Source organism: Undibacterium sp. Ji50W (genome assembly GCF_049340445.1).
In the GTDB taxonomy this organism is placed as follows: domain Bacteria; phylum Pseudomonadota; class Gammaproteobacteria; order Burkholderiales; family Burkholderiaceae_D; genus Undibacterium.
The window spans coordinates 3,800-22,927 of sequence record NZ_JBMPOX010000037.1 but is presented as its reverse complement, the minus strand read 5'-3'; the positions used below and the strand labels follow the sequence as shown (position 1 = coordinate 22,927).

Sequence of the window (19,128 nt, the reverse complement as noted above, 5' to 3'; positions counted from 1 at the left end):
TGACATCGTTTGTCGCACCGATAGTTTTAACCAGATTGGTGCCAGTGACGGCGAAGATGTGGGTTGTACCGTCGTAAGTCGCAGATGTAATCGTTGGTGCTGTGACGTTGGAGACTGTCACAGCATTACTGGTCAAATCGCTTGGCGCACTTGTCATCCAGTTAGCTGCTGCGGCCAAGTTGAAGGTGGTGGTGTCAACGGCTGCAGTACCATTCTTGTTCAATATGCCGTTGATATTAAGCTTGTCAGTGGCATTGAGTGTAAAACTGATCGTTGTCGCGCTACTGGCAGTCACAGCTGGCGTACTGGTCAGCGTATAAGAGCCCGCCTGGCCAGTCAGTGACAGTTTGGTGACATCAACTGCACCACCATTGATGATATCCACACCGGTAATTGTCAGCGTACCTGCGCTGGCATCATACACAGCGCTGGTGATGGATGGCGGTGGTACCGCCGAGGTAAATGACCAGGTCGAGTTCGATGAAATACCGTTGAAGGTCTTGTTCGCGCCATCTTTAAAAGCGCCACTGTCAATCAGGACATAATATGCCGTCGTGCCCGCAAAATTGGCGGTGGGATTAATCGTGACCTTGCTGTTGGCACCACCAGTACCGCTGCTGAAAGTCACCTTGCTGCTGTCTGTCGCAGCGATGGTTTCCAGTATCGCGTTATCAGACTGACGGTAGATAACAATATTCTTGGCGGCGACAGCAGTAACAGCCTCACCAAATTCTATGACCAGATCGTAATTGACAGGGACATCGACAATACCATTGGCGGGCGACATGACACCGCTGAAATTGAAGCTGCCATTGTCGCTGGATTCGTAAGCACCAATGTCGGTCGAACCACCACGGCCAAACCCACGGGCATCGGTTACCGGTGCACCAGTCGACGTGCCAGCATTGATGGCATTGCTGCCAGCCACGATGGCAATGGTCTGAACTGCGCCGCCATTATTGGCCAGAGCACCCAGGGCACTGCCCAGCGTAGTGATGGTACCCGTCGTGGTATTGCTACCTGTACCCGTAGTTCCTACGGTGCTGATGATCAGGTTATTGCTACCCGCGAGAGTGCTTGCGTTGCTGACAAAAACATCATCGTCAGCAGAAAGATTATTGGTACTGCTATTGTTGGCTATGATGGTATTTGTTAGCGTGACAGTGCCGCTGTTGTGCGTTACATACAAACCGCCGCCGCCAATTGCCGCACCGTTGCCGCCAACAAAAGCGTTGCCGACGATGGTTGAGTTCGTCAGTGTTTTCGCACCAGTACCGGAGAGACTGATCCCGCCGCCACCACCGATATTGTCGCCGGCCTTACCGGCAGAGTTACCTGCAATCGTCAGATTTGTCAGAGTTGCACCAGCACTGGCGGCAACGGAAATACCGCCACCGTAACGGCCATTGCTGGCAGCATTGCCACTGATGGTGGTATTCGAGATTGTTACATTCGCAGCGCTAACATAGGCACCACCGCCATTCCCAGAGGAATAAGTGGCAGTGGCCGTATTATTGGCGATGGTGGTATTGCTGATGCTGACAGATGCACCCGCATCATAGAATAGTAATCCAGCACCCCTGCTCGTTGAATTGTTATTCCTGATGGCAACGTGATCAATGGTCAATGAGCCTGAGTACATCATGGCAATCGCACCATACCCGCCACTTGCATTGGACAATGTCATGCCAGAAATACTGAGTGCCGAAGTATTGGAGGCAACAAAACTGGCTACAGAGGTAAAAATTGGTGAGCTATTGTTGCCACTGATGGTCAGCAGGTTTTCACCGGCACCAACGATGGTTAGTGCATCACCATTATTTGCCGAATCTACATTGATTGCACCAGAAGTCAGTGTCAGCGTTGCTGCACCACTGGCAAACAGGGCTGGATCAAAAACAATGGTATCAGCCCCTCCATCACCTATAGTGGCAGCCACTGCAGCCCGTAAAGACCCGGCACCACTGTCATTCAGGTTGGTAACCTTGATGGTTGCCAGGTCAAATTGATATTGCTGGGCCGAGATTGCCGTGGCTTCCACTGCACCGCTGTGATATTCCAGTGTCCAGTCACCATGCACTCCGGTGTCATTGGTCGATGCAGCGACATCTGTGCCAGTCACTTTGGCCAACTGATTCACAAAGTTGGTACCAGTATCGCCTTTCGCCACATCACAGCCATACAGCAAAATATCCGCCCCTGGTGCCATTGCCTTTTTTATGGTCGCCAAGCTGGCCTGATAGTCTGTCAGGTTATAAGAAGACAGCATGGTATTGCCTATCACCAGATACCCTTCACCGCCATGCGAGACGATGTGAACAGCAGTGATATCCGCCTTGCCTTGCAGCGCATCGGCCATTTGCTGTACGCCGTTTTTCAGCGGATCAAGCGTGATGACTTCTGTGCCGGGCTTGATATTCCCTATCAGGCTTTGCCAGTTTTGCAGCGAGGTATCGACAAACACCACTTCATGAGGTGTTGCGGCTGCGACAGGCGCAGGGGCGTTAATGGCTGGTGCAACTGCAGTTTGGGGAACGACGGGAACAGGCGGAGCAACAGCCGCCGCCGCAGCAGCAACAGACGGCAAACCATCTGCCTGGTTTGGATGTAAGGGGTCAAATGCAAAATCCAATGAAGAACCGGAAGATGAATTGGCTTCAGAAGTGGCTGGATTCAGGGGATTGGTCGGTATCATCTTCAGTCTTCAGTAGAATTTGGAACAAATTTGGCGGTAATGACATTGGCACGGCTACCGGTCGTATCTTTCCAGAACGATAGCTGGCTGTATTGCTGAAATAAATCGGGGGGCAGTATGGTATCGCGGGCCTGAAAGCTGACTTCTGGCCTGACCTTGTGCAGGCCACGCATGCCTAAAGGCGCATCAAATTCTGGTGCGTCATACTGGATATTCTGGAAATCATGCTCGAATGCTTCGGCACCGATAAAGTCATAAATCAGCGGCAGCACTTTTTGTGGTGCCTGCGCCAGCAAGTCATAATCGATGAGCAGCATGGAAGCCGCATGCTCGCTATAGAACGCACTCTTCAGGGCAGCCCAGGGGTAACCCACCATGCGGTTGCGTTGAGCCAGCGTCTCTACCCGGCTGTAGACCGTTGCCCGTTCATTGTCGTCATTGAACAGGCGCGTGATTTCATACGGGTCAGCCGCATATTTGCGCTCTATGCTATCCATCACCCAGGCAACATTGCGTACACAGGCAATCACCTTGGAGCCGGGAAACTGGTCCATCAACATGGGTAAATGTGCTGTCCACATGCGATTGGTATCAAATACCACGCTCTTCTCCGCATGCTCGGCATAATAAGAGTCAAACAGGCCACGGACCAGACGCTTGCGTTCGGCCTTGGTGATGACAGGCCCAAATTCTGTACCTGCGCCAAACTGATGCAACATGCTGGTATATAAAGTGCCGACCGGGCTGGTCATGCCTGCATGAAAACGCGGGTTTTGCAAAAGCAAAGCCGCCAGCAGGGTGGAACCAGAACGCGGCAGGCCAGAGATGAAATGATAAGTTGCTTGTGTCATGGGAGCAGATAACGAGACAACACCCAGTCCGGCGGACAGGCATTATGTTGGAACAGGGAATTGGAGGTGTAGCGTGCCAGGCAGGATGCCAACAATATTGAGAGCGCTTGAAATGGTCGCGTTGAATTCATTTTTTTATTATTTTCCATGCACCACATCAGGTTTAAGCGAATGAAAATACTGTCTTTTGTCACAACGCAGACCACTGCATGAGCCCAGGCAGACACAATACAAAACAGGCAACTCCCGTTAAATAGTTCCAAAGGGAAACTATTTACCATCAAAATCAGTCAATTCATTTCAATACGCCCATAGGCAAAATGGGATAATAGCATCGAAATAATTGATTTGACTCAAGAATGTTGTATCGTTTCCGCACGATCACGCAATTATTCAAGCTGCCAACAAGCAGGCAGAATGGTCCGGGCACCGGGTCAGGGAAAAATGGGTTTCGGGATGGTAGGGAGTTACCATAAGCGCTTGGTAATACGCGCAATATCCCCAGGTTACAACTTGCCCGTTACAGACAAAAAAAACCTGCAACAAGTGCAGGTTTCCAGTTCATTACGTACCACTCAGTCCGGGTCTTGCCGGACTTTTTCTTTATTCAGCAATATGGTTCAGGCATGCGGCTTGATGGTTTCCAGCCATTTCTTGATGCGGTCGGCATCGGCCAGACGTGAATATTTACCTTTGGAATCCAGGAACACCATGACGATGGCGCGTCCTTCTATCATTGCCTGCATCACCAGACAACGTCCGGCTTCGGCAATGTAACCGGTTTTTTGCAGGCCGATTTCCCAGGCAGGGTTGGCGACCAGTTTGTTGGAGGTACCATATTCCAGCGGTCTGCCACCTGGCGCCACCACATATTTGGAATCGGTAGAATACTGGCGGATCAGGGGATGCTGATATGCTGCGTTGACCAGTTTGACCAGGTCACGCGCACTGGCGCGGTTCTGGCTGGACAAGCCGCTGGAATCCACATAATGCGTTTCACTCATACCCAGTTGGTGGGCTTTGGCATTCATGGCACCGACAAAAGCGGGCAAGCCGCCAGGATAATTCCTGCCCAGGGCAGAAGCGGCGCGGTTTTCTGAACTCATCAAGGCGATGTGCAACATGTCAGAGCGAGACAGCTTGGCCCCTATCTTCAGTCGGGAACTGGTCCCTTTTTCCTTGTCGATGTCTTCATTGGTGACTTCGATCACTTCATCCATGTCCTGATGTGCTTCTACCACAACCAGGCTGGTCATCAGCTTGGTAATGGAAGCGATCGGTAAAGATACATCGGAATTTTTTTCAAACAATACTTTGGAACTATCCTGGTCAACCACATAGGCGACATTGGATTTCAGGTCCAATGGGTCCTGGGTATTTTTCAGGCCAGCGATGTCACCTGAGCTAGGTTTTTCCGGTACTTCGCGTACCAGTGCTGCACGCTGGACAATGACCTTGCGCTTACCATTCACCACGATCGTCCGCTTGACGAACTTGCCGGAGGCAGCAATGGCCACCACTTTTTTGTGAGCAGTATGCTTTTTAACTGGATGTTTATGTGAATTTGTCGCCGCAACCGCGCTTGCCAGGGGCAAGAGCGTAATCAATGTACAAACCACTGCATGACGGGCAAATTTCACCATCAATGACTCCCTGATTCAATATGCCTTTAAAGAAATTGCAGTGTAGCAAAATCGGGAAATTCTGCAAGTAAAATAAGGAGTTAGCTACGTTTATTCATTCGCCGCCTTAGACTAAGTTGCAAAATTAATCTGCTTTTTTGACGTATTGCCGAGCGGATTGATACAACTTAATCAAGGAAGCGGGTGAAACTGTCCACATTATCGCGTTCTGTCACCAGAGTGTTTTCTATTTTGCCGGTGTCGGCAAAACCCAGTGACATGCCACAGACCAGCATTTCATTGTCAGGCAATTGCAATACTTCGGCAATCACTTTGTGGTATTGGGTAAACGCTGCCTGGGGGCAGGTATCAAGTCCACGGGCACGGGCGGCGATCATGATGTTTTGTAAAAACATGCCATAGTCCAGCCATGAACCCTGCTCCATGATGCGGTCTATGGTGAAAATCAAGCCAACCGGTGCATCAAAGAATGCATAGTTGCGGCCATGTTGTTGATGCATGCCGAGCTTGTTTTCCCGTCCCAGGCCCAACAGGGCATACAAATCCCAACCCACCTTGCGTCGGCGTTCCTGATAAGGGGTGATCCATTTCACGGGGTAATAATTGTATTCCTGCTCATGCCCACCCTGCCCTTCACTGTTGTGTGCGGCCAGAATGGCGTTGGACAAAGTACGCAACCGGTCACCCGTCAGCACGGTCACCTTCCACGGCTGGGTATTGCTACCAGAAGGTGCGCGTGCTGCCACATCCAGTATCTGGCATATATCTTCACGTGCTACCGGTGTGGGTAAAAAAGCACGTATCGAACGACGCGAGGCAATCGTGTCATCTATCAGTTGCTGGGTCGCTGAAGTAAGCATGGGTATCTACCTGATTGAAATAGTATCTGTCAGCCATCGGGCGGGCGCGCAAGGGCCAAATAAGGGTAAATAATGGCAAATAAGGGAAATGACCAGCTTAGCCAGCTTGTATGGTTTGCAACAACTGGCGCATGGGTTCCGGTATGGCGGCGGGCCGGCGGCTGTGCCGGTCGACATAGACATGCACGAAATGCCCTTGGGCGGCAGCGCTGTCTTCCCCATTTTTAAAGATGCCGACTTCATACCGCACACTGGAATTGCCGAGTTTGGTGACGCTCACCCCCGCTTCCACCACATCCGGGAAAGCCACCGAGGCCAGGTAGTTGCATTGAGTTTCAATCACCAGGCCAATTACGGGGCTGGTTTCGATATCCAGCACGCCGTTGCTAATGAGGAACTGGTTCACCACTGTGTCAAACCAGCTGTAGTAGACAACATTATTGACGTGCCCATAGGCATCATTGTCCATCCAGCGCGTGGTGATTGTATGAAAATGCTGAAAGTCTTTGCGTTGCCTTGCTTCAATTGCCATCGTCTGCTCGCTTTATTCAATTCGGGTAATGAAATCGATACCAGTATAAAACTCCAGACTGAAAGTCTAACTGAAAACGTCTGCTGTCGAGAACGACTTCATTTTCTGGTCATAATTGCCATACATAATTCCCTTGGGAAAAGTAAGATGCAGGTGCTTTCTCTTTCCTGTTTCACATTGTTGATTCTGCTCAAGTAATAAGCATATTTTTATATTGCAACGCACAAATTTTGCTTGACTTCGCTATTCGAATCAATAAAATACGGATTATTGCATCGCACAATTTAATTAATATTTATATACTGTGCATTGCAACACCACCCACAGCAATCGCCAGTTTTTTATTTAATGTTTTCCTACCCAGGAGATTTCCATGTTTACAGCACCTGAACAGTTTTCCGCCGCTACCAAAGCGAACTTCGATGCACAACTCGCACTGATCACTACACTGACAAGCAAGGCATTTGAAGGCGTAGAAAAATTTGTAGAATTGAATTTGAATGCCGCTAAATCTTCCCTGGAAGAAAGCACTGCCGCCACCAAACAATTGCTGGCAGCCAAAGATCCACAAGAATTTTTCAATCTGTCCGCTGCACAAGCTCAGCCTACCGCTGAAAAAGTGCTGGCTTATAGCCGTCACCTGGCCAATATCGCTTCCAGCGCCCAGGCAGAGTTCACCCATGCGGCAGAAGTACAAATCGCTGAAACCAACCGCAAGGTACTGGCTTTGATCGATGAAGTATCAAAAAATGCACCTGCCGGTTCCGAGCAGTTTGTGTCTTTCTTCAAAACATCGATAGACAATGCCAACGCCAGCTACGATCACCTGACCAAAACGACCAAACAGGCTGTTGAAGCACTGGAAGCCAATCTGAACAATGCAGTATCGACGATTTCTCAGACGACAACCAAGGCAGCGCCAAAGGCTTCCAAGAAGTAAGTTTCCATTTGCCAGGGCAGGCTCCCCCCTGCTCTGGCGATCTGTCAGCGTGATGCAGCGCTGACAAAAAAAGCCCTGGTTTTATCCAGGGCTTTTTTATTAGCCGCGCAAACAGATCAGGCAAACATGGCCATGACCTTGATGCCGGTCTGCCATACTCCCCATGCCAGCGGCACACCCGCCAGGGTCCAGAAGAAAATGATCTTGGCTTTCATGCCCGGATCGATATGTTGGTTGATGTCTTCCATGACAACTCCTATTTTGACGGTACTTGTGGTGGCAACATACCGGCCATATCCTGGCTGGTACTGCTGCCTGGTGCCTTGACGAACAGGTTCAGCACAAATTCAGCAACCAGCAAACCGCCCAGCACATACACCACCGTTGAATACGCAGCGGCGTCAGCCAGGCCTTCTGTCTTGACCAGGTAATCACGCCCGGCATTCACGACCAGCGGGCCGATCACGCCAGCCATGGACCAGGCGGTCAGCAGACGGCCATGAATCGCCCCGACTTCCTTCTTGCCAAACATGTCAGCCAGGTAAGCAGGAATGGTCGCGAAACCGGCACCGTAAAAACTCATTACCAGGGCAAACAGGGCAACAAACAACAGCATGTTACCGGCCGCCGCCGCACCAGGAATAGCCCAGTAGGCCAGCGCACCCACACCAGAGTACATGGCATACGCCCATTTGCGGCCTATCTTGTCCGAAAAACTGGACCAGATAAAACGACCTGCCATATTGCACAAAGACAGCAGGCCGACAAAACCGGCCGCCGCCGTAGCAGAGATACCGACCATTTTTTGCGCCATCAGGGATGCCTGCCCAAGAATGCCGATACCGGCAGACACGTTCAGCAACAGAATGCCCCACAGCAGCCAGAATTGAGGCTTGCGTATGGCTTCGGAAACCGAGAAATCATCGGCACCGTTAGAGGCGATATGCGCAGCTTCCACCGTGCTGGGTACCCAGCCGACCGGCTGGTAACCGGCAAAAGGAATACGCGCTATCCACGCTGCCGATAACTGGAAACCCAGGTACAACACTGCCATGCTCACGAAGGTGGCAGGAATGCCGCCATATTGTGAGCCCTCGCTAAAATACTTCATCAGGTTAACCGCCAGTGGCGAACCCACCAGCGCGCCGCCGCCAAAGCCCATGATGGCCAGACCGGTGGCCATGCCGCGCTTGTCCGGAAACCATTTGATCAGCGTCGATACTGGCGAGATATAACCTATGCCCAAGCCAGTGCCACCTATCACGCCATACCCCAGGATGACGACAGGCAAAGACCCGATCAGTACCCCCAGTGCCGATACCAGAAAGCCGGAAAAGAAACACAGGGCCGATGCCAGCATCGCCTTGCGCGGCCCAACTCGCTCTACCCATTTACCAAACACCGCAGCCGACAGGCCCAGGAAAATAATCGCCACCGAAAAAATCCAGCCTACGCTGGTCAGGCTGGAACCCAGTACTTTCACCAGTGGCCCGTTAAATACAGAAAAGCCATAGGCCTGACCCAAAGGAAAATGGATCAACAACGCCGCAGCCGCCATCAACCAGCGGCTATACCCTGGTGCGGCAACCGCACCTTCCTTGCTGAAGGCCGTTTTCAGGCCGTCAAAAGTTCCCATAAGATTTCCCTTGTTATTTTATTTATAAAAAAACATGCTGTTTTTTGACTTAAATCAATATATGCATGACATAAAACAAAATATCCCATGACATTAATCAAGGTCAATCATAGAAACATATGCTTTCAATAAATTTTTTTACAGAAATATTTACTCATGGGGAAGCATGCATCAATAGTTAATACCAATGCGATTTATTTACAACAATATTCAGATTGGTACTGGGTAGTGTATGAATGACGGCAATGGCGTCTGACGCACTGCGGTGCACCAGCACAGGAAATGCCCTATTCCTGATCACCAGTCATCATGCATGTTGAAGGCAAAAAAATACCTGCAATCGCTTGCAGGTATTTCAAATGCCCGGCACAGATTGCTCTGCGCCTGAGAACCTGATTACGATCTGTAGCGAGCGTCAGCGGGAGCGAAGAGCAGCGCAAAAAGCGGAATGTACTCTGGTACATGAGCATTTTGAGCAGCGCATGAGCCCCGCTTGGACTCCGATTGCGCCCGCGCAGTAAGATCGTCAACAGGTGCTGAGGGCTACCTTACTTCATAACGGGTATCAGCCTTCGCCCAGATAAGCAGCCTGCACTTTAGGGTCGTTGAGCATGTCTTTGGCATCGCCACTCATGGTGATGAGGCCTGAATCCATGACGTAGCCACGATGCGCGGCCTGCAAAGCCAGTTTGGCGTTCTGCTCCACCAGCAGGATGGTGATGCCCTGGGCGGATACATTACGCACGACTTCAAAAATCTTTTCCACCATGATGGGTGACAGCCCCATCGATGGTTCATCCAGCAGCAACAGGTTAGGATGGCTCATCAGCGCACGGGCCATGGCCAGCATTTGCTGTTCACCACCAGACAAGGTACCGGCCAGCTGCGCGGCACGTTCTTTCAGCCGCGGGAACACAGCAAACCATTTTTCAATATCCTCGGCGATGCCAGCCTTGTCGTCACGGATATAGGCACCCATCATCAGGTTTTCCTGGATCGTCATGCGGGTAAATACGCCACGGCCTTCAGGCACCATGGCCAGGTGGTTCTTTACCATCTCAAAAGAGTTCACGCCTTTGATGGATTTGCCAAGGTACACAATATCGCCTTCCACCTTGCAGCTGGGCAGCGTGGAGGTAATGGCCTTCAATGTGGTGGTCTTGCCGGCACCATTGGCACCGATCAGGGTGATCAGTTCACCCTTGTTGACTTCCAGGTCGATTCCCTTAACGGCCTTGATACCGCCGTAAGCAACTTTCAGGTTGCTTATCTTTAATACGTTCTCAGCCATTAGTGACCTCCTCCCAAATACGCTTCAATAACTGCCGGATTTTTCTGTATGTCTGCTGGCAAGCCTTCTGCAATCGGCTTGCCATAATCCAGAACAGTCATCCTGTCGCACAAGCCCATCATCAGTTTCACATCATGCTCAATCAACAGGATGGTCTTGCCCTCAGCCTTGATCTTGACCAGCAATTCACGCAGGGCGAGTTTTTCTGTGGCATTCATACCGGCAGCGGGTTCATCCAGTGCCAGCAATTTGGGATCGGTCGCCAGTGCGCGGGCGATTTCCAGGCGACGCTGGTCACCATAGGACAGGAACTTGGAGGTACGTTCGGCAAAAGCACCGATGCCAACAAAATCCAGCAACTCTTGTGCACGCTTGCGGATATCCAATTCTTCCTTACGCGCGGCCGGGTGACGGAATACGGCACCAAATACACCCTGATGGGTACGGATGTGACGGCCAACCATGACGTTTTCCAGTGCCGTCATTTCACCAAACAGGCGGATGTTCTGGAAAGTACGGGCGATACCTGCCTTCGCCACTTCATGCGGGGCAGAAGGTGAATACGGTTTGCCATCCAGCTCAAACGTGCCGGTGTCTGGCTGATACAAGCCGGTGATCACATTAAAGAACGTGGTCTTGCCAGCACCGTTAGGGCCGATCAGGCCATAGATCTGGCCTTTCTTGATATTGATGCCGACGTTGGACAGCGCCTGCAAGCCGCCAAAACGTTTATTGGCGCCTTCGATTTTTAAGATAGTCTGTTCAGTCATCTTGGTCTTCCTTAAGCAGCCGCTTCGTTATTCTTGGCCATACGATCTTCATGCTTCGGTGCGGGCCACAGGCCTGCAGGGCGATTCAGCATGATGGCAACCATGGCGAAACCGTACAACAATTGACGCAAGACTTCAGCCTCTATCCAGATTCTTCCAAAAATAAGGTTTTGTACTGGCTCCACAACGTGACGCAAGACTTCTGGCAAAGCCGCCAGCAACACCGCCCCCAGAATCACACCAGGAATATGACCAATGCCACCCAACACGACCATTGCCAGAATGACGATGGATTCCATCAGCGAGAACGATTCTGGCGAGACAAAACCCTGGAAGCTGGCGAACATCGCACCAGAGACACCACCAAACGATGCGCCCATGGAAAACGCCAGCAATTTGACGTTACGGGTATTGATACCCATGGCCTTGGCGGCAATTTCATCTTCACGTATCGCCACCCAGGCACGGCCCAGACGGGAATCCTGCAAGCGCAGGGAAACGATAACAATGGCGATGCAAAGGAACAGGAACAGGAAGTAATAGGCATTCACCGAGGGCATGCTCATGCCAAGGAAATGCACGGTCGCATTTGAACCTTCTTCACCGCCCAGTGACACACCGAAGATGCGGATAGGATCAATCATGTTGATACCTTGTGGACCGTTGGTGAAATTGATCGGTGAATTCATGTTGTTCATGAAAATACGGATAATTTCACCAAAGCCCAAAGTCACAATCGCCAGATAGTCGCCACGCAGTTTCAATGTCGGTGCACCCAGCAAAGCACCAAACATACCTGCAATCGCCGCCGCAAAAGGCACGATCACCCACACCGACAGATGAATACCATTCTGGGTAATTTCCGGACCACAAACCGCGATCAGAAACGCACCGACCGCCGGATAATTATTGACGAAGGATTCCAGGATCACGGCAAATTGCTGCGATCCAAAAATCGCTGCCAGGTAAGCACCCACCGCATAGAAGGCGATATACCCCAGATCCAGCAGGCCGGCAAAACCGACCACGATATTCAAGCCCAGGGCCAGCATGATATACAGCAGCGCAAAGTCGATGATCCTGACCCAGGAATTACCAAAATTAGAAGCCACGAAGGGGAACAATACAATCACAAAGGCCAGCACAGCAAAGCTGGTGTAGGCTTTTTTCGGATTGGCTTTTACATCAAATATGGTTGACATTGATTTTCTCCTTACGCACGGTCAGCAACACGCTCACCCATGATGCCGGATGGACGCAAGGTCAGTACGATAATCAAAACGACGAAAGCAAAGATATCCTGGTAGTGACTGCCAAGGATGCCGCCAGTCAGGTCACCGATATACCCGGCACCCAGACTTTCGATAAGGCCCAGCACGATACCACCCACCATCGCACCATAAATATTGCCGATACCACCCAGTACCGCAGCAGAGAAAGCTTTCAGGCCAGGTACAAAGCCCATTGCAAACTGTGCAGAAGAATAATTGGCGGCCCACATCACACCGGTAATCGCTGCCAGTGCAGCACCAATAGCAAAAGTGGCCACGATCACCTTGTTGGAATCAACCCCCATCAAACCAGCGACACGCGGGTTTTCTGCGGTGGCGCGCATGGCACGGCCCATCTTGGTTTTTTCAACCAGTAGCACCAGACTCGTCATCGCCAGCGTTGCCAGTACCAGCAACAATATCTGGGTTTGCGAAATCACCGCGCCACCCACCTCTACTGGTGTAGACGGCATCACAGATGGGAAAGGAATCGGATTACGGCCCCATAGCATCATGGCAAAGGTCTGCACCAGAATGGAAACACCAATCGCCGTGATCAGGGGAGCCAGTCGCGGTGCATTACGCAACTTTCGATAAGCGACCCGTTCTATCACGATGTTAACGATCACACAGACCGGTATGGCCCCCAGGATGGCAATGATCAGCTTGACGATGCCAGGCAAGTCAGGCGCGATACTCTGCAACAGCTTGAGGACACTCAGGCCAGCCATGGCACCGACCATCAGCACGTCGCCATGGGCGAAGTTGATCAGATTCAGCACCCCGTACACCATGGTGTAACCAAGTGCCACCAGCGCATACATGCTGCCCAGCACCAGACCATTAATAATTTGTTGGATAAAGGTATCCATATTTTGCTTCTCTCTTATGAACGAATCGAATTTCTGATTAAAAACAGGCGATGAACTGAATGCCAATCAATGCAACTGAAAAAAGTTCAGCAAAAATCATTCCTGATAACGAAAGCGGCACCCTGGTGTGGGTGCCGCTGGAATTCGAGCGAGCGCTATCCAAACAAGCGCGTCATCATACTGGGAGCAACGATAGCGTGATCGATACACATGATAAAAATCTCCTCTGCAACTTTTGGTAAAAGCTTTTTGTAATATATTTGTACTTAATGGTTATACCAGTAAAGTGGGCCGGATTATACAGAGTTTGAATCTTGTCGCAGTGGTAAAAAAGCCACCGCAAGCTACGTATTTTCCACAACAGCCACGCACCAGCATACGCGTTATATAAATCCAGAAAAGGCCAGATTTGCATAGTGCCGCAATCTTAAACACGTATTTACAAAATAAAATATCGAAAACAACCGCTGCAACAAGTTTTTAATCAAAAGCAGATTTCACAACTCCCGAAAGAAAGAGACGAAACGAAACAAACCAAACAAGCCAACCAAACCAAACCAAACCGACCAACGAGTAAGCGCCGTGCACGAACATCATGCATGCACGGCAGTACTACCCCGTCAGGCCTTGACAGCGGACAAGCCTTTCGGCATCGGGAAAGTCACCGCTTCTTCTACCCCATCCAGTGCACGCACGCTGCGTGCACCCAATTGTCGCAGGCTGGTGATGACTTCCTGCACCAGGATTTCAGGTGCCGATGCACCGGCAGTGACACCTATGCGCTGGCGGCCTTCCAGCCATTCTGGCTTGATCTGGCTGGCGTTGTCTACCATATAGGCAGTGACGCCCTTCTTTTCAGCCACTTCACGCAAACGGTTGGAATTGGAACTGTTGGGGCTACCAACCACCAGCACCAGGTCCACCTGTGGTGCCATGAACTTGACGGCTTCCTGGCGATTGGTGGTGGCGTAACAGATATCCGCTTTTTTCGGTTCACTAATGGCAGGAAAGCGTGCTTTCAGGGCGGCAATGATTTCTATCGTATCGTCCACCGACAGCGTGGTCTGCGACACAAAGGCCAGCATGTCAGCATCATTGACCTGCAGCTTTTGCACATCATCCACAGTTTCGACCAGATACATGCCGCCGTCAGACTGCCCCATGGTGCCTTCGACTTCAGGGTGGCCATGATGGCCTATCATGATGATTTCACGCCCCTCTTTACGCATCTTCGCCACTTCGATGTGTACTTTGGTAACCAGCGGGCAGGTAGCATCAAAAATCGTCAGCCCCCTGGCTTCGGCTTCCCTGCGCACTTCTTGCGATACACCGTGGGCAGAAAAAATCAGGGTATTGCCAGCCGGGACATCGTCCAGTTCTTCAATAAAAATCGCGCCCTTGGCCTTGAGGTCGCTGACCACATAGGCGTTATGCACGATTTCATGCCGGACATAGATAGGTGCACCGAATTGCTGCAAGGCACGTTCGACGATTTCGATGGCACGATCCACACCAGCGCAAAATCCGCGTGGTTGGGCTAATAGTATTTCCTTGTCCATGGCAGTCAATTAAAGTATCCCAATAATTTTTGTTTCAAATAATACGGTCTGGCCCGCCAGTGGATGATTAAAATCAAACAAGGCACCCTCCTCATCCAGCGCCCGCAAGATACCGGCAAACTTGCCGCCGGCAGGTGCGGCAAATTCCACCAGGTCACCAATCACATATTGCTCGCCAAATGCCGAGTTTTCTTTTAGTGTAGCCAGCGAGACTCTTTGTATCAATTCCGGATTGCGCGGACCGAAAGCTTTTTCCGGTGCCAGCTCTTGCGTGGTATGAGAACCCTCTTCCAGCCCCAGCAAGGATGACTCCAGTTCCGGTGCCAGTTGCCCCGTACCCAGTTGCAGGGTAGCAGGACGCTCGTTAAAGGTACTGAGTATGTCTTCACCATCCAGGGTTGCAAGGCGATAGTGCAAGGTCAGGTAAGCGTTGGGGGTAACGGTAAGATTGGCTGTGGCAGACATGGTATGAAGCTTTAAAAGTAAGGCAATGAATAAGTTAGGCAATAAGTTGAGCAATAAAATAGGGCATAAAGAAGGCCGTAGGCTGGTATTGTAAGCCAGCTTTTAACTATGCAGGCTGTGTGCCTGCATTCCATGGAGAAAACCTAGATGGCAATCAATGAATGGCCGGAAGAGCAACGCCCTCGTGAAAGACTGATCAAACACGGTGCCAGCGCCCTGTCGGATGCAGAATTACTGGCTGTTTTCCTCAGAACCGGGGTAGCTGGCAAAAGCGCGGTAGACCTGGGGCGCGACATGATCAACCAGTTTGGCTCCTTATCCGGCCTGTTTTCTGCCACTATTCGTGAATTTTCAGCGATTCATGGCCTGGGCAGCGCCAAATATGCGCAATTGCAGGCCGTATTGGAACTGGCAAAACGCGCCATTTCTGAAGAATTGCAAGAAAATACCTCGCTGTCATCACCGCAATCGGTCAAGAAATACCTGCAATTATTAATAGGCAGCAAGGCGCATGAATCTTTCGCCGTACTGTTCCTGGATGTCAAGAACCGCCTGATCAAGACCGAAGAACTGTTTCGCGGCACTCTCAATCATGCCAGCGTCTACCCAAGGGAAGTGGTCAAAAGTGCACTCCAGCACAATGCAGCAGCCATCATCCTGGCCCACAACCACCCCTCCGGCTCTTGCGAGCCCAGTTCCGCAGACCTGCAACTGACCACCACCCTGAAACAGGCATTGGCGCTGGTAGACGTCCGGGTACTGGATCACTTCATCGTGGCGAATCCCAAGGTGTACTCATTTGCTGAAAATGGGCAGATTTGACGCTGCGGCTTGAGAATTTAGAAGCTCACTTCCGACCCCGCTCAATGGGTGACCCTTGCTCCTCGAAATCTGGCAAACCATTCGATGCTAGCTTTCATTTGGCTTGACAGGAATAACAGTATCTACGCGAGCTGACCCTCAAGCTCCGAGCTCCGTGCCCCCAAGCTCCGCTCACCAGACTTCCGATAATTACTTACTGCTTATCGGAAGTGTTTGCAAATAAGAACTGCGATTGTGGATATCTGGAGATACTTCAGTTTTTTACATCTCAATGTAAGAAAGAATTTCTACATCGTTAAATCCGTCGCACGAATTATCAATTGCCTCGCCGATAGATCCATTAGCGAAAAATACTAATAGCCTATCGTTGGCCCCCTCACCTTCCGCTCTGTAATCTCCAATTATTATGTCAGTATTGAAAAAGCTTGCTGCATGAGCAGCCAACTTGCCCAAATGTTCGCCGAATAAATGAAAATTAGTTTGGCCACTTACGATTGTTTTAAAACCAGTTTCTGAATTTTCCACACTAAAACCGATGAGTGGAGTTCCGGCATCCTGATTTATTTCCCAGTATGAAATTTTATCTACAATTGATTTCTCACTAAGGTTGAAATAGTTAGCGAGGAACTCCCCAATTTGATCCCTGCTTACCGTGGTCTTTAGTCCAAATTCAAACATATCACAGTACATTCTTATCCTTTCGAATTAAACAAATCAATTAGCTTTTGAGCAGATTCCTCATTAAGTCCACCATTTCCCGCTTTCATCATTCCCTCAAATGCTCTCAACGCATCCCCTTGAAGCCCACCGCTTTTGAGCATCTCCTTGTATATAGCAAACTCAGCTTGCGACAAATTCACTAACCCAGGGCCATCAACAGGGTAAATCGTGGAACTATCTGGGTGAGTTCCATATATGCGACCTGATGGAGTTAAAATTTTTCCGTCGGGCTGTAATATTCCTTCGCCATTATTTATAGCCTGAATATCTCCCTCAATATCCACACCTCCCCTAGCAACGGTTTTTGGTGTGTTTTTATTGCCACCACCGAAAAATGTTCTTGGTGTGATGGTATCTACACTATGCGAATTACTTACCTTGACTGGATCCTTTGGTACAAATTTAGTATCACTTGTAGCTGGAGTTCCTACTTCAGGCGTCTTACCAGGGCAATCCTGTACATTGTGCACCCAAACACCCAACTCACCGACATAATAAGTATGGAATCCATCTACCTCGAAGTTGAATACCTCTTGTTTACTGTCTGTCTCTTCGACAGCAGTGACTGTCACGTTTGATCGGTCTTTCAACTCCAATACTTGGTTTATGTGCAGATGATCAGCACGCACCCATCCTACGTCTTTGACCCAAAATGGGTGATTAGGGGTAGCAAAAATTGACTCTAAAATCCCCTGTTCGTTTACATAAGAAACACGATAAATATCCTTATCCTGATACACAAATGTATTTGCCACAAATCGGTACGCAAGCTCGCCCGTTTCTTCAGGTTGCGACAATACCCAGTCACCCACGCGAATATTCTCTATCGGTACCAATCCATTTTGCGTATGAACTAAGGTTCCTTTAACAAAACACCCGCCTGAATCTTTAACTGTTTGAGTTGAACCATTAATCTTACCAACTACAACTTCTACTACTTTACTAATAACGGCTCCCAAGGATGCTGCGACCGCGACTTCCGTTCCAGAAAAGTTTGATCGTCCAAATTGGCCGTTAGTTACTGAGTTAACAATCAAGTCTTGTGTTTGCTGGGCTACGTCAACTGCAGCTCCAACTGCTGCGCCAACTACTACACTCACTGCACCCTGCGTAACACCAAGCACTTCCGCCACTTTAGTTGCAGCATTAGCAACTGGTCCACCAACCATTGCACTGACTGCTCCGGTTATCGACTTTTCCATAACGTCGCCGATAACCCCTCCCATGGTATATGGTAATTTACCAGCGGCAGCGGCACGATCAACAAGTTCTTTATTCGCCGCGAAATTTCCTGATCCTAGTTTTAATAATTCGTCATTTGACATTTTGCTGTAGTCTGGACCAACCACGAAGTCTTTAATATCGGTCAAAGTGTCTTTCACTGAAAAACCGCTATCGACACCAATCTTTATGTCATTTAATACTTTTAATACGTCACCTGACGTGACGCCGTCAAAAGTGCTAATGTCACCAGTAAGCCCTTTAATAGCGAGATCACCGCCCAACGATGCCGTTGCAGACGTGCTATTGGCATCTCCGTATGTGATTCTGGTATTTGTGGTTGCACCGTTAAAATTATACGACCAACCACCTACACTACTACCATCTTTCATCACAATCGTTATTGCTTTGATATCTTTTGCACCATCAGGAATTGCTGCTTCATTAAAATACCCTCCAGGCTCTCCCGGCAGTCTATCGTGCACTGAGGCAGAGTCAGGATCACCTCCAATAGTTACTGTCAAATTGGTGCTACCTTTGCTATCTCTATTTACATTATCGAAACCAGAAGCAAAAAGCATAGTCCCATCTGGCAAATCGGGATAGCCTTGCTCAGCAGCAGTCATACCCCAATTAAGATCGTTACTGTCTGAATCAGAGTGCTTCAACGCATCAGCCAGGGCTAATGCATTACCCACGTGCTCACCTGTAACTGAACTCAGCGTATTTAAATAGGCGTTCAAGCCATACACTACTTGTCCACTAACGTCCTGGGAATTGGCAATGATTTGGTTGTTATCATTGGCAAGATCATTGCTCGTCGTTTGTCCGTTGTTCGCCGTGCCGCTTGTATCACCCGTGGTAGTGTTACCTGTACCGTTGCCGGTGTTGCCTGTCGTACCATCACCCGTGGTAGTGTTACCTGTACCGTTGCCGGTGTTGCCTGTCGTACCATCACCCGTGGTAGTGTTACCTGTACC

At 50.0% G+C, this 19,128-nt stretch carries 19 protein-coding genes; 4 read left to right on the top strand and 15 right to left on the bottom strand.

Going from position 1 to position 19,128, the window contains the following annotated elements; all coding sequences use genetic code 11:
- From ACO0K9_RS27415 to ACO0K9_RS27395, 5 genes are all read right to left on the bottom strand, one after another.
- The coding region (locus ACO0K9_RS27415) for a DUF4347 domain-containing protein (RefSeq protein WP_422990471.1) at positions 1-2,695 on the bottom strand (2,695 nt) is incomplete at its 3' end.
- Positions 2,696-2,697: 2 nt separating this feature from the next.
- Positions 2,698-3,546, bottom strand: a complete 849-nt coding sequence (locus ACO0K9_RS27410) for a sulfotransferase (RefSeq protein ID WP_422990469.1) — start codon at positions 3,544-3,546, stop codon at positions 2,698-2,700.
- 620 nt (positions 3,547-4,166) lie between these two features.
- Positions 4,167-5,189: a D-alanyl-D-alanine endopeptidase gene (pbpG, locus tag ACO0K9_RS27405; RefSeq protein WP_422990467.1), complete on the bottom strand. Its 1,023-nt coding sequence runs from the start codon at positions 5,187-5,189 to the stop codon at positions 4,167-4,169.
- 167 nt (positions 5,190-5,356) lie between these two features.
- Positions 5,357-6,049 carry a nitroreductase gene (locus tag ACO0K9_RS27400; protein ID WP_422990465.1) on the bottom strand — a complete coding sequence of 231 codons (693 nt, stop codon included), beginning with the start codon at positions 6,047-6,049 and terminating at the stop codon, positions 5,357-5,359.
- 97 nt (positions 6,050-6,146) lie between these two features.
- Positions 6,147-6,581 (bottom strand): acyl-CoA thioesterase, encoded by a 435-nt coding sequence (locus tag ACO0K9_RS27395; RefSeq protein WP_422990463.1) that lies wholly within the window; start codon positions 6,579-6,581, stop codon positions 6,147-6,149.
- A 373-nt stretch (positions 6,582-6,954) separates the two neighbouring features.
- On the opposite strand from ACO0K9_RS27395, the gene ACO0K9_RS27390 reads away from it, so the two are divergent.
- Positions 6,955-7,521 (top strand): phasin family protein, encoded by a 567-nt coding sequence (locus ACO0K9_RS27390; protein WP_422990461.1) that lies wholly within the window; start codon positions 6,955-6,957, stop codon positions 7,519-7,521.
- 116 nt (positions 7,522-7,637) lie between these two features.
- On the opposite strand, the gene ACO0K9_RS27385 is transcribed toward ACO0K9_RS27390, so the two are convergent.
- The 6 genes from ACO0K9_RS27385 to ACO0K9_RS27360 form a co-directional block, all read right to left on the bottom strand.
- Positions 7,638-7,769, bottom strand: coding sequence for an MFS transporter small subunit (locus tag ACO0K9_RS27385; RefSeq protein ID WP_422990459.1), 132 nt, complete (start codon positions 7,767-7,769; stop codon positions 7,638-7,640).
- Positions 7,770-7,777: 8 nt separating this feature from the next.
- A complete protein-coding gene (locus ACO0K9_RS27380; RefSeq protein ID WP_422990457.1) occupies positions 7,778-9,157 on the bottom strand; it encodes an OFA family MFS transporter in 1,380 nt (459 codons plus the stop codon).
- 565 nt (positions 9,158-9,722) lie between these two features.
- Entirely contained in the window at positions 9,723-10,448 is a 726-nt protein-coding gene (locus ACO0K9_RS27375; protein WP_422990455.1) for an ABC transporter ATP-binding protein, read from the bottom strand.
- Positions 10,448-11,218, bottom strand: a complete 771-nt coding sequence (locus ACO0K9_RS27370) for an ABC transporter ATP-binding protein (RefSeq protein WP_422990453.1) — start codon at positions 11,216-11,218, stop codon at positions 10,448-10,450. The genes ACO0K9_RS27375 and ACO0K9_RS27370 overlap by 1 nt, the downstream gene beginning before the upstream one ends.
- Positions 11,219-11,229: 11 nt before the next feature.
- The gene (locus tag ACO0K9_RS27365) at positions 11,230-12,420 is read right to left on the bottom strand and encodes an ABC transporter permease subunit (RefSeq protein ID WP_422990451.1); all 1,191 of its coding nucleotides are present in this window, start codon (positions 12,418-12,420) and stop codon (positions 11,230-11,232) included.
- An 11-nt stretch (positions 12,421-12,431) separates the two neighbouring features.
- Complete coding sequence (locus ACO0K9_RS27360; RefSeq protein ID WP_422990449.1) at positions 12,432-13,361, bottom strand: branched-chain amino acid ABC transporter permease; 930 nt, start codon at positions 13,359-13,361, stop codon at positions 12,432-12,434.
- Positions 13,362-13,420: 59 nt separating this feature from the next.
- Between ACO0K9_RS27360 and ACO0K9_RS27355 the strand changes: the two genes are divergently transcribed.
- Entirely contained in the window at positions 13,421-13,603 is a 183-nt protein-coding gene (locus ACO0K9_RS27355) for a hypothetical protein (RefSeq protein ID WP_422990448.1), read from the top strand.
- A 378-nt stretch (positions 13,604-13,981) separates the two neighbouring features.
- On the opposite strand, the gene ispH is transcribed toward ACO0K9_RS27355, so the two are convergent.
- The gene (ispH, locus tag ACO0K9_RS27350; RefSeq protein ID WP_422990446.1) at positions 13,982-14,920 is read right to left on the bottom strand and encodes a 4-hydroxy-3-methylbut-2-enyl diphosphate reductase; all 939 of its coding nucleotides are present in this window, start codon (positions 14,918-14,920) and stop codon (positions 13,982-13,984) included.
- 9 nt (positions 14,921-14,929) lie between these two features.
- Entirely contained in the window at positions 14,930-15,385 is a 456-nt protein-coding gene (locus ACO0K9_RS27345; RefSeq protein ID WP_422990444.1) for an FKBP-type peptidyl-prolyl cis-trans isomerase, read from the bottom strand.
- A 147-nt stretch (positions 15,386-15,532) separates the two neighbouring features.
- On the opposite strand from ACO0K9_RS27345, the gene radC reads away from it, so the two are divergent.
- Positions 15,533-16,207 (top strand): RadC family protein, encoded by a 675-nt coding sequence (gene radC / locus ACO0K9_RS27340; RefSeq protein WP_422990442.1) that lies wholly within the window; start codon positions 15,533-15,535, stop codon positions 16,205-16,207.
- A gap of 261 nt (positions 16,208-16,468) precedes the next feature.
- Here the strand turns inward: radC and ACO0K9_RS27335 are convergent, their stop codons facing one another.
- Positions 16,469-16,885: a hypothetical protein gene (locus ACO0K9_RS27335; RefSeq protein ID WP_422990440.1), complete on the bottom strand. Its 417-nt coding sequence runs from the start codon at positions 16,883-16,885 to the stop codon at positions 16,469-16,471.
- A 14-nt stretch (positions 16,886-16,899) separates the two neighbouring features.
- Positions 16,900-18,846, bottom strand: coding sequence for a polymorphic toxin-type HINT domain-containing protein (locus ACO0K9_RS27330; RefSeq protein WP_422990438.1), 1,947 nt, complete (start codon positions 18,844-18,846; stop codon positions 16,900-16,902).
- A gap of 57 nt (positions 18,847-18,903) precedes the next feature.
- Between ACO0K9_RS27330 and ACO0K9_RS27325 the strand changes: the two genes are divergently transcribed.
- Positions 18,904-19,128, top strand: a 225-nt coding sequence (locus ACO0K9_RS27325) for a hypothetical protein (protein WP_422990436.1), incomplete at its 3' end; no start/stop codon positions are given.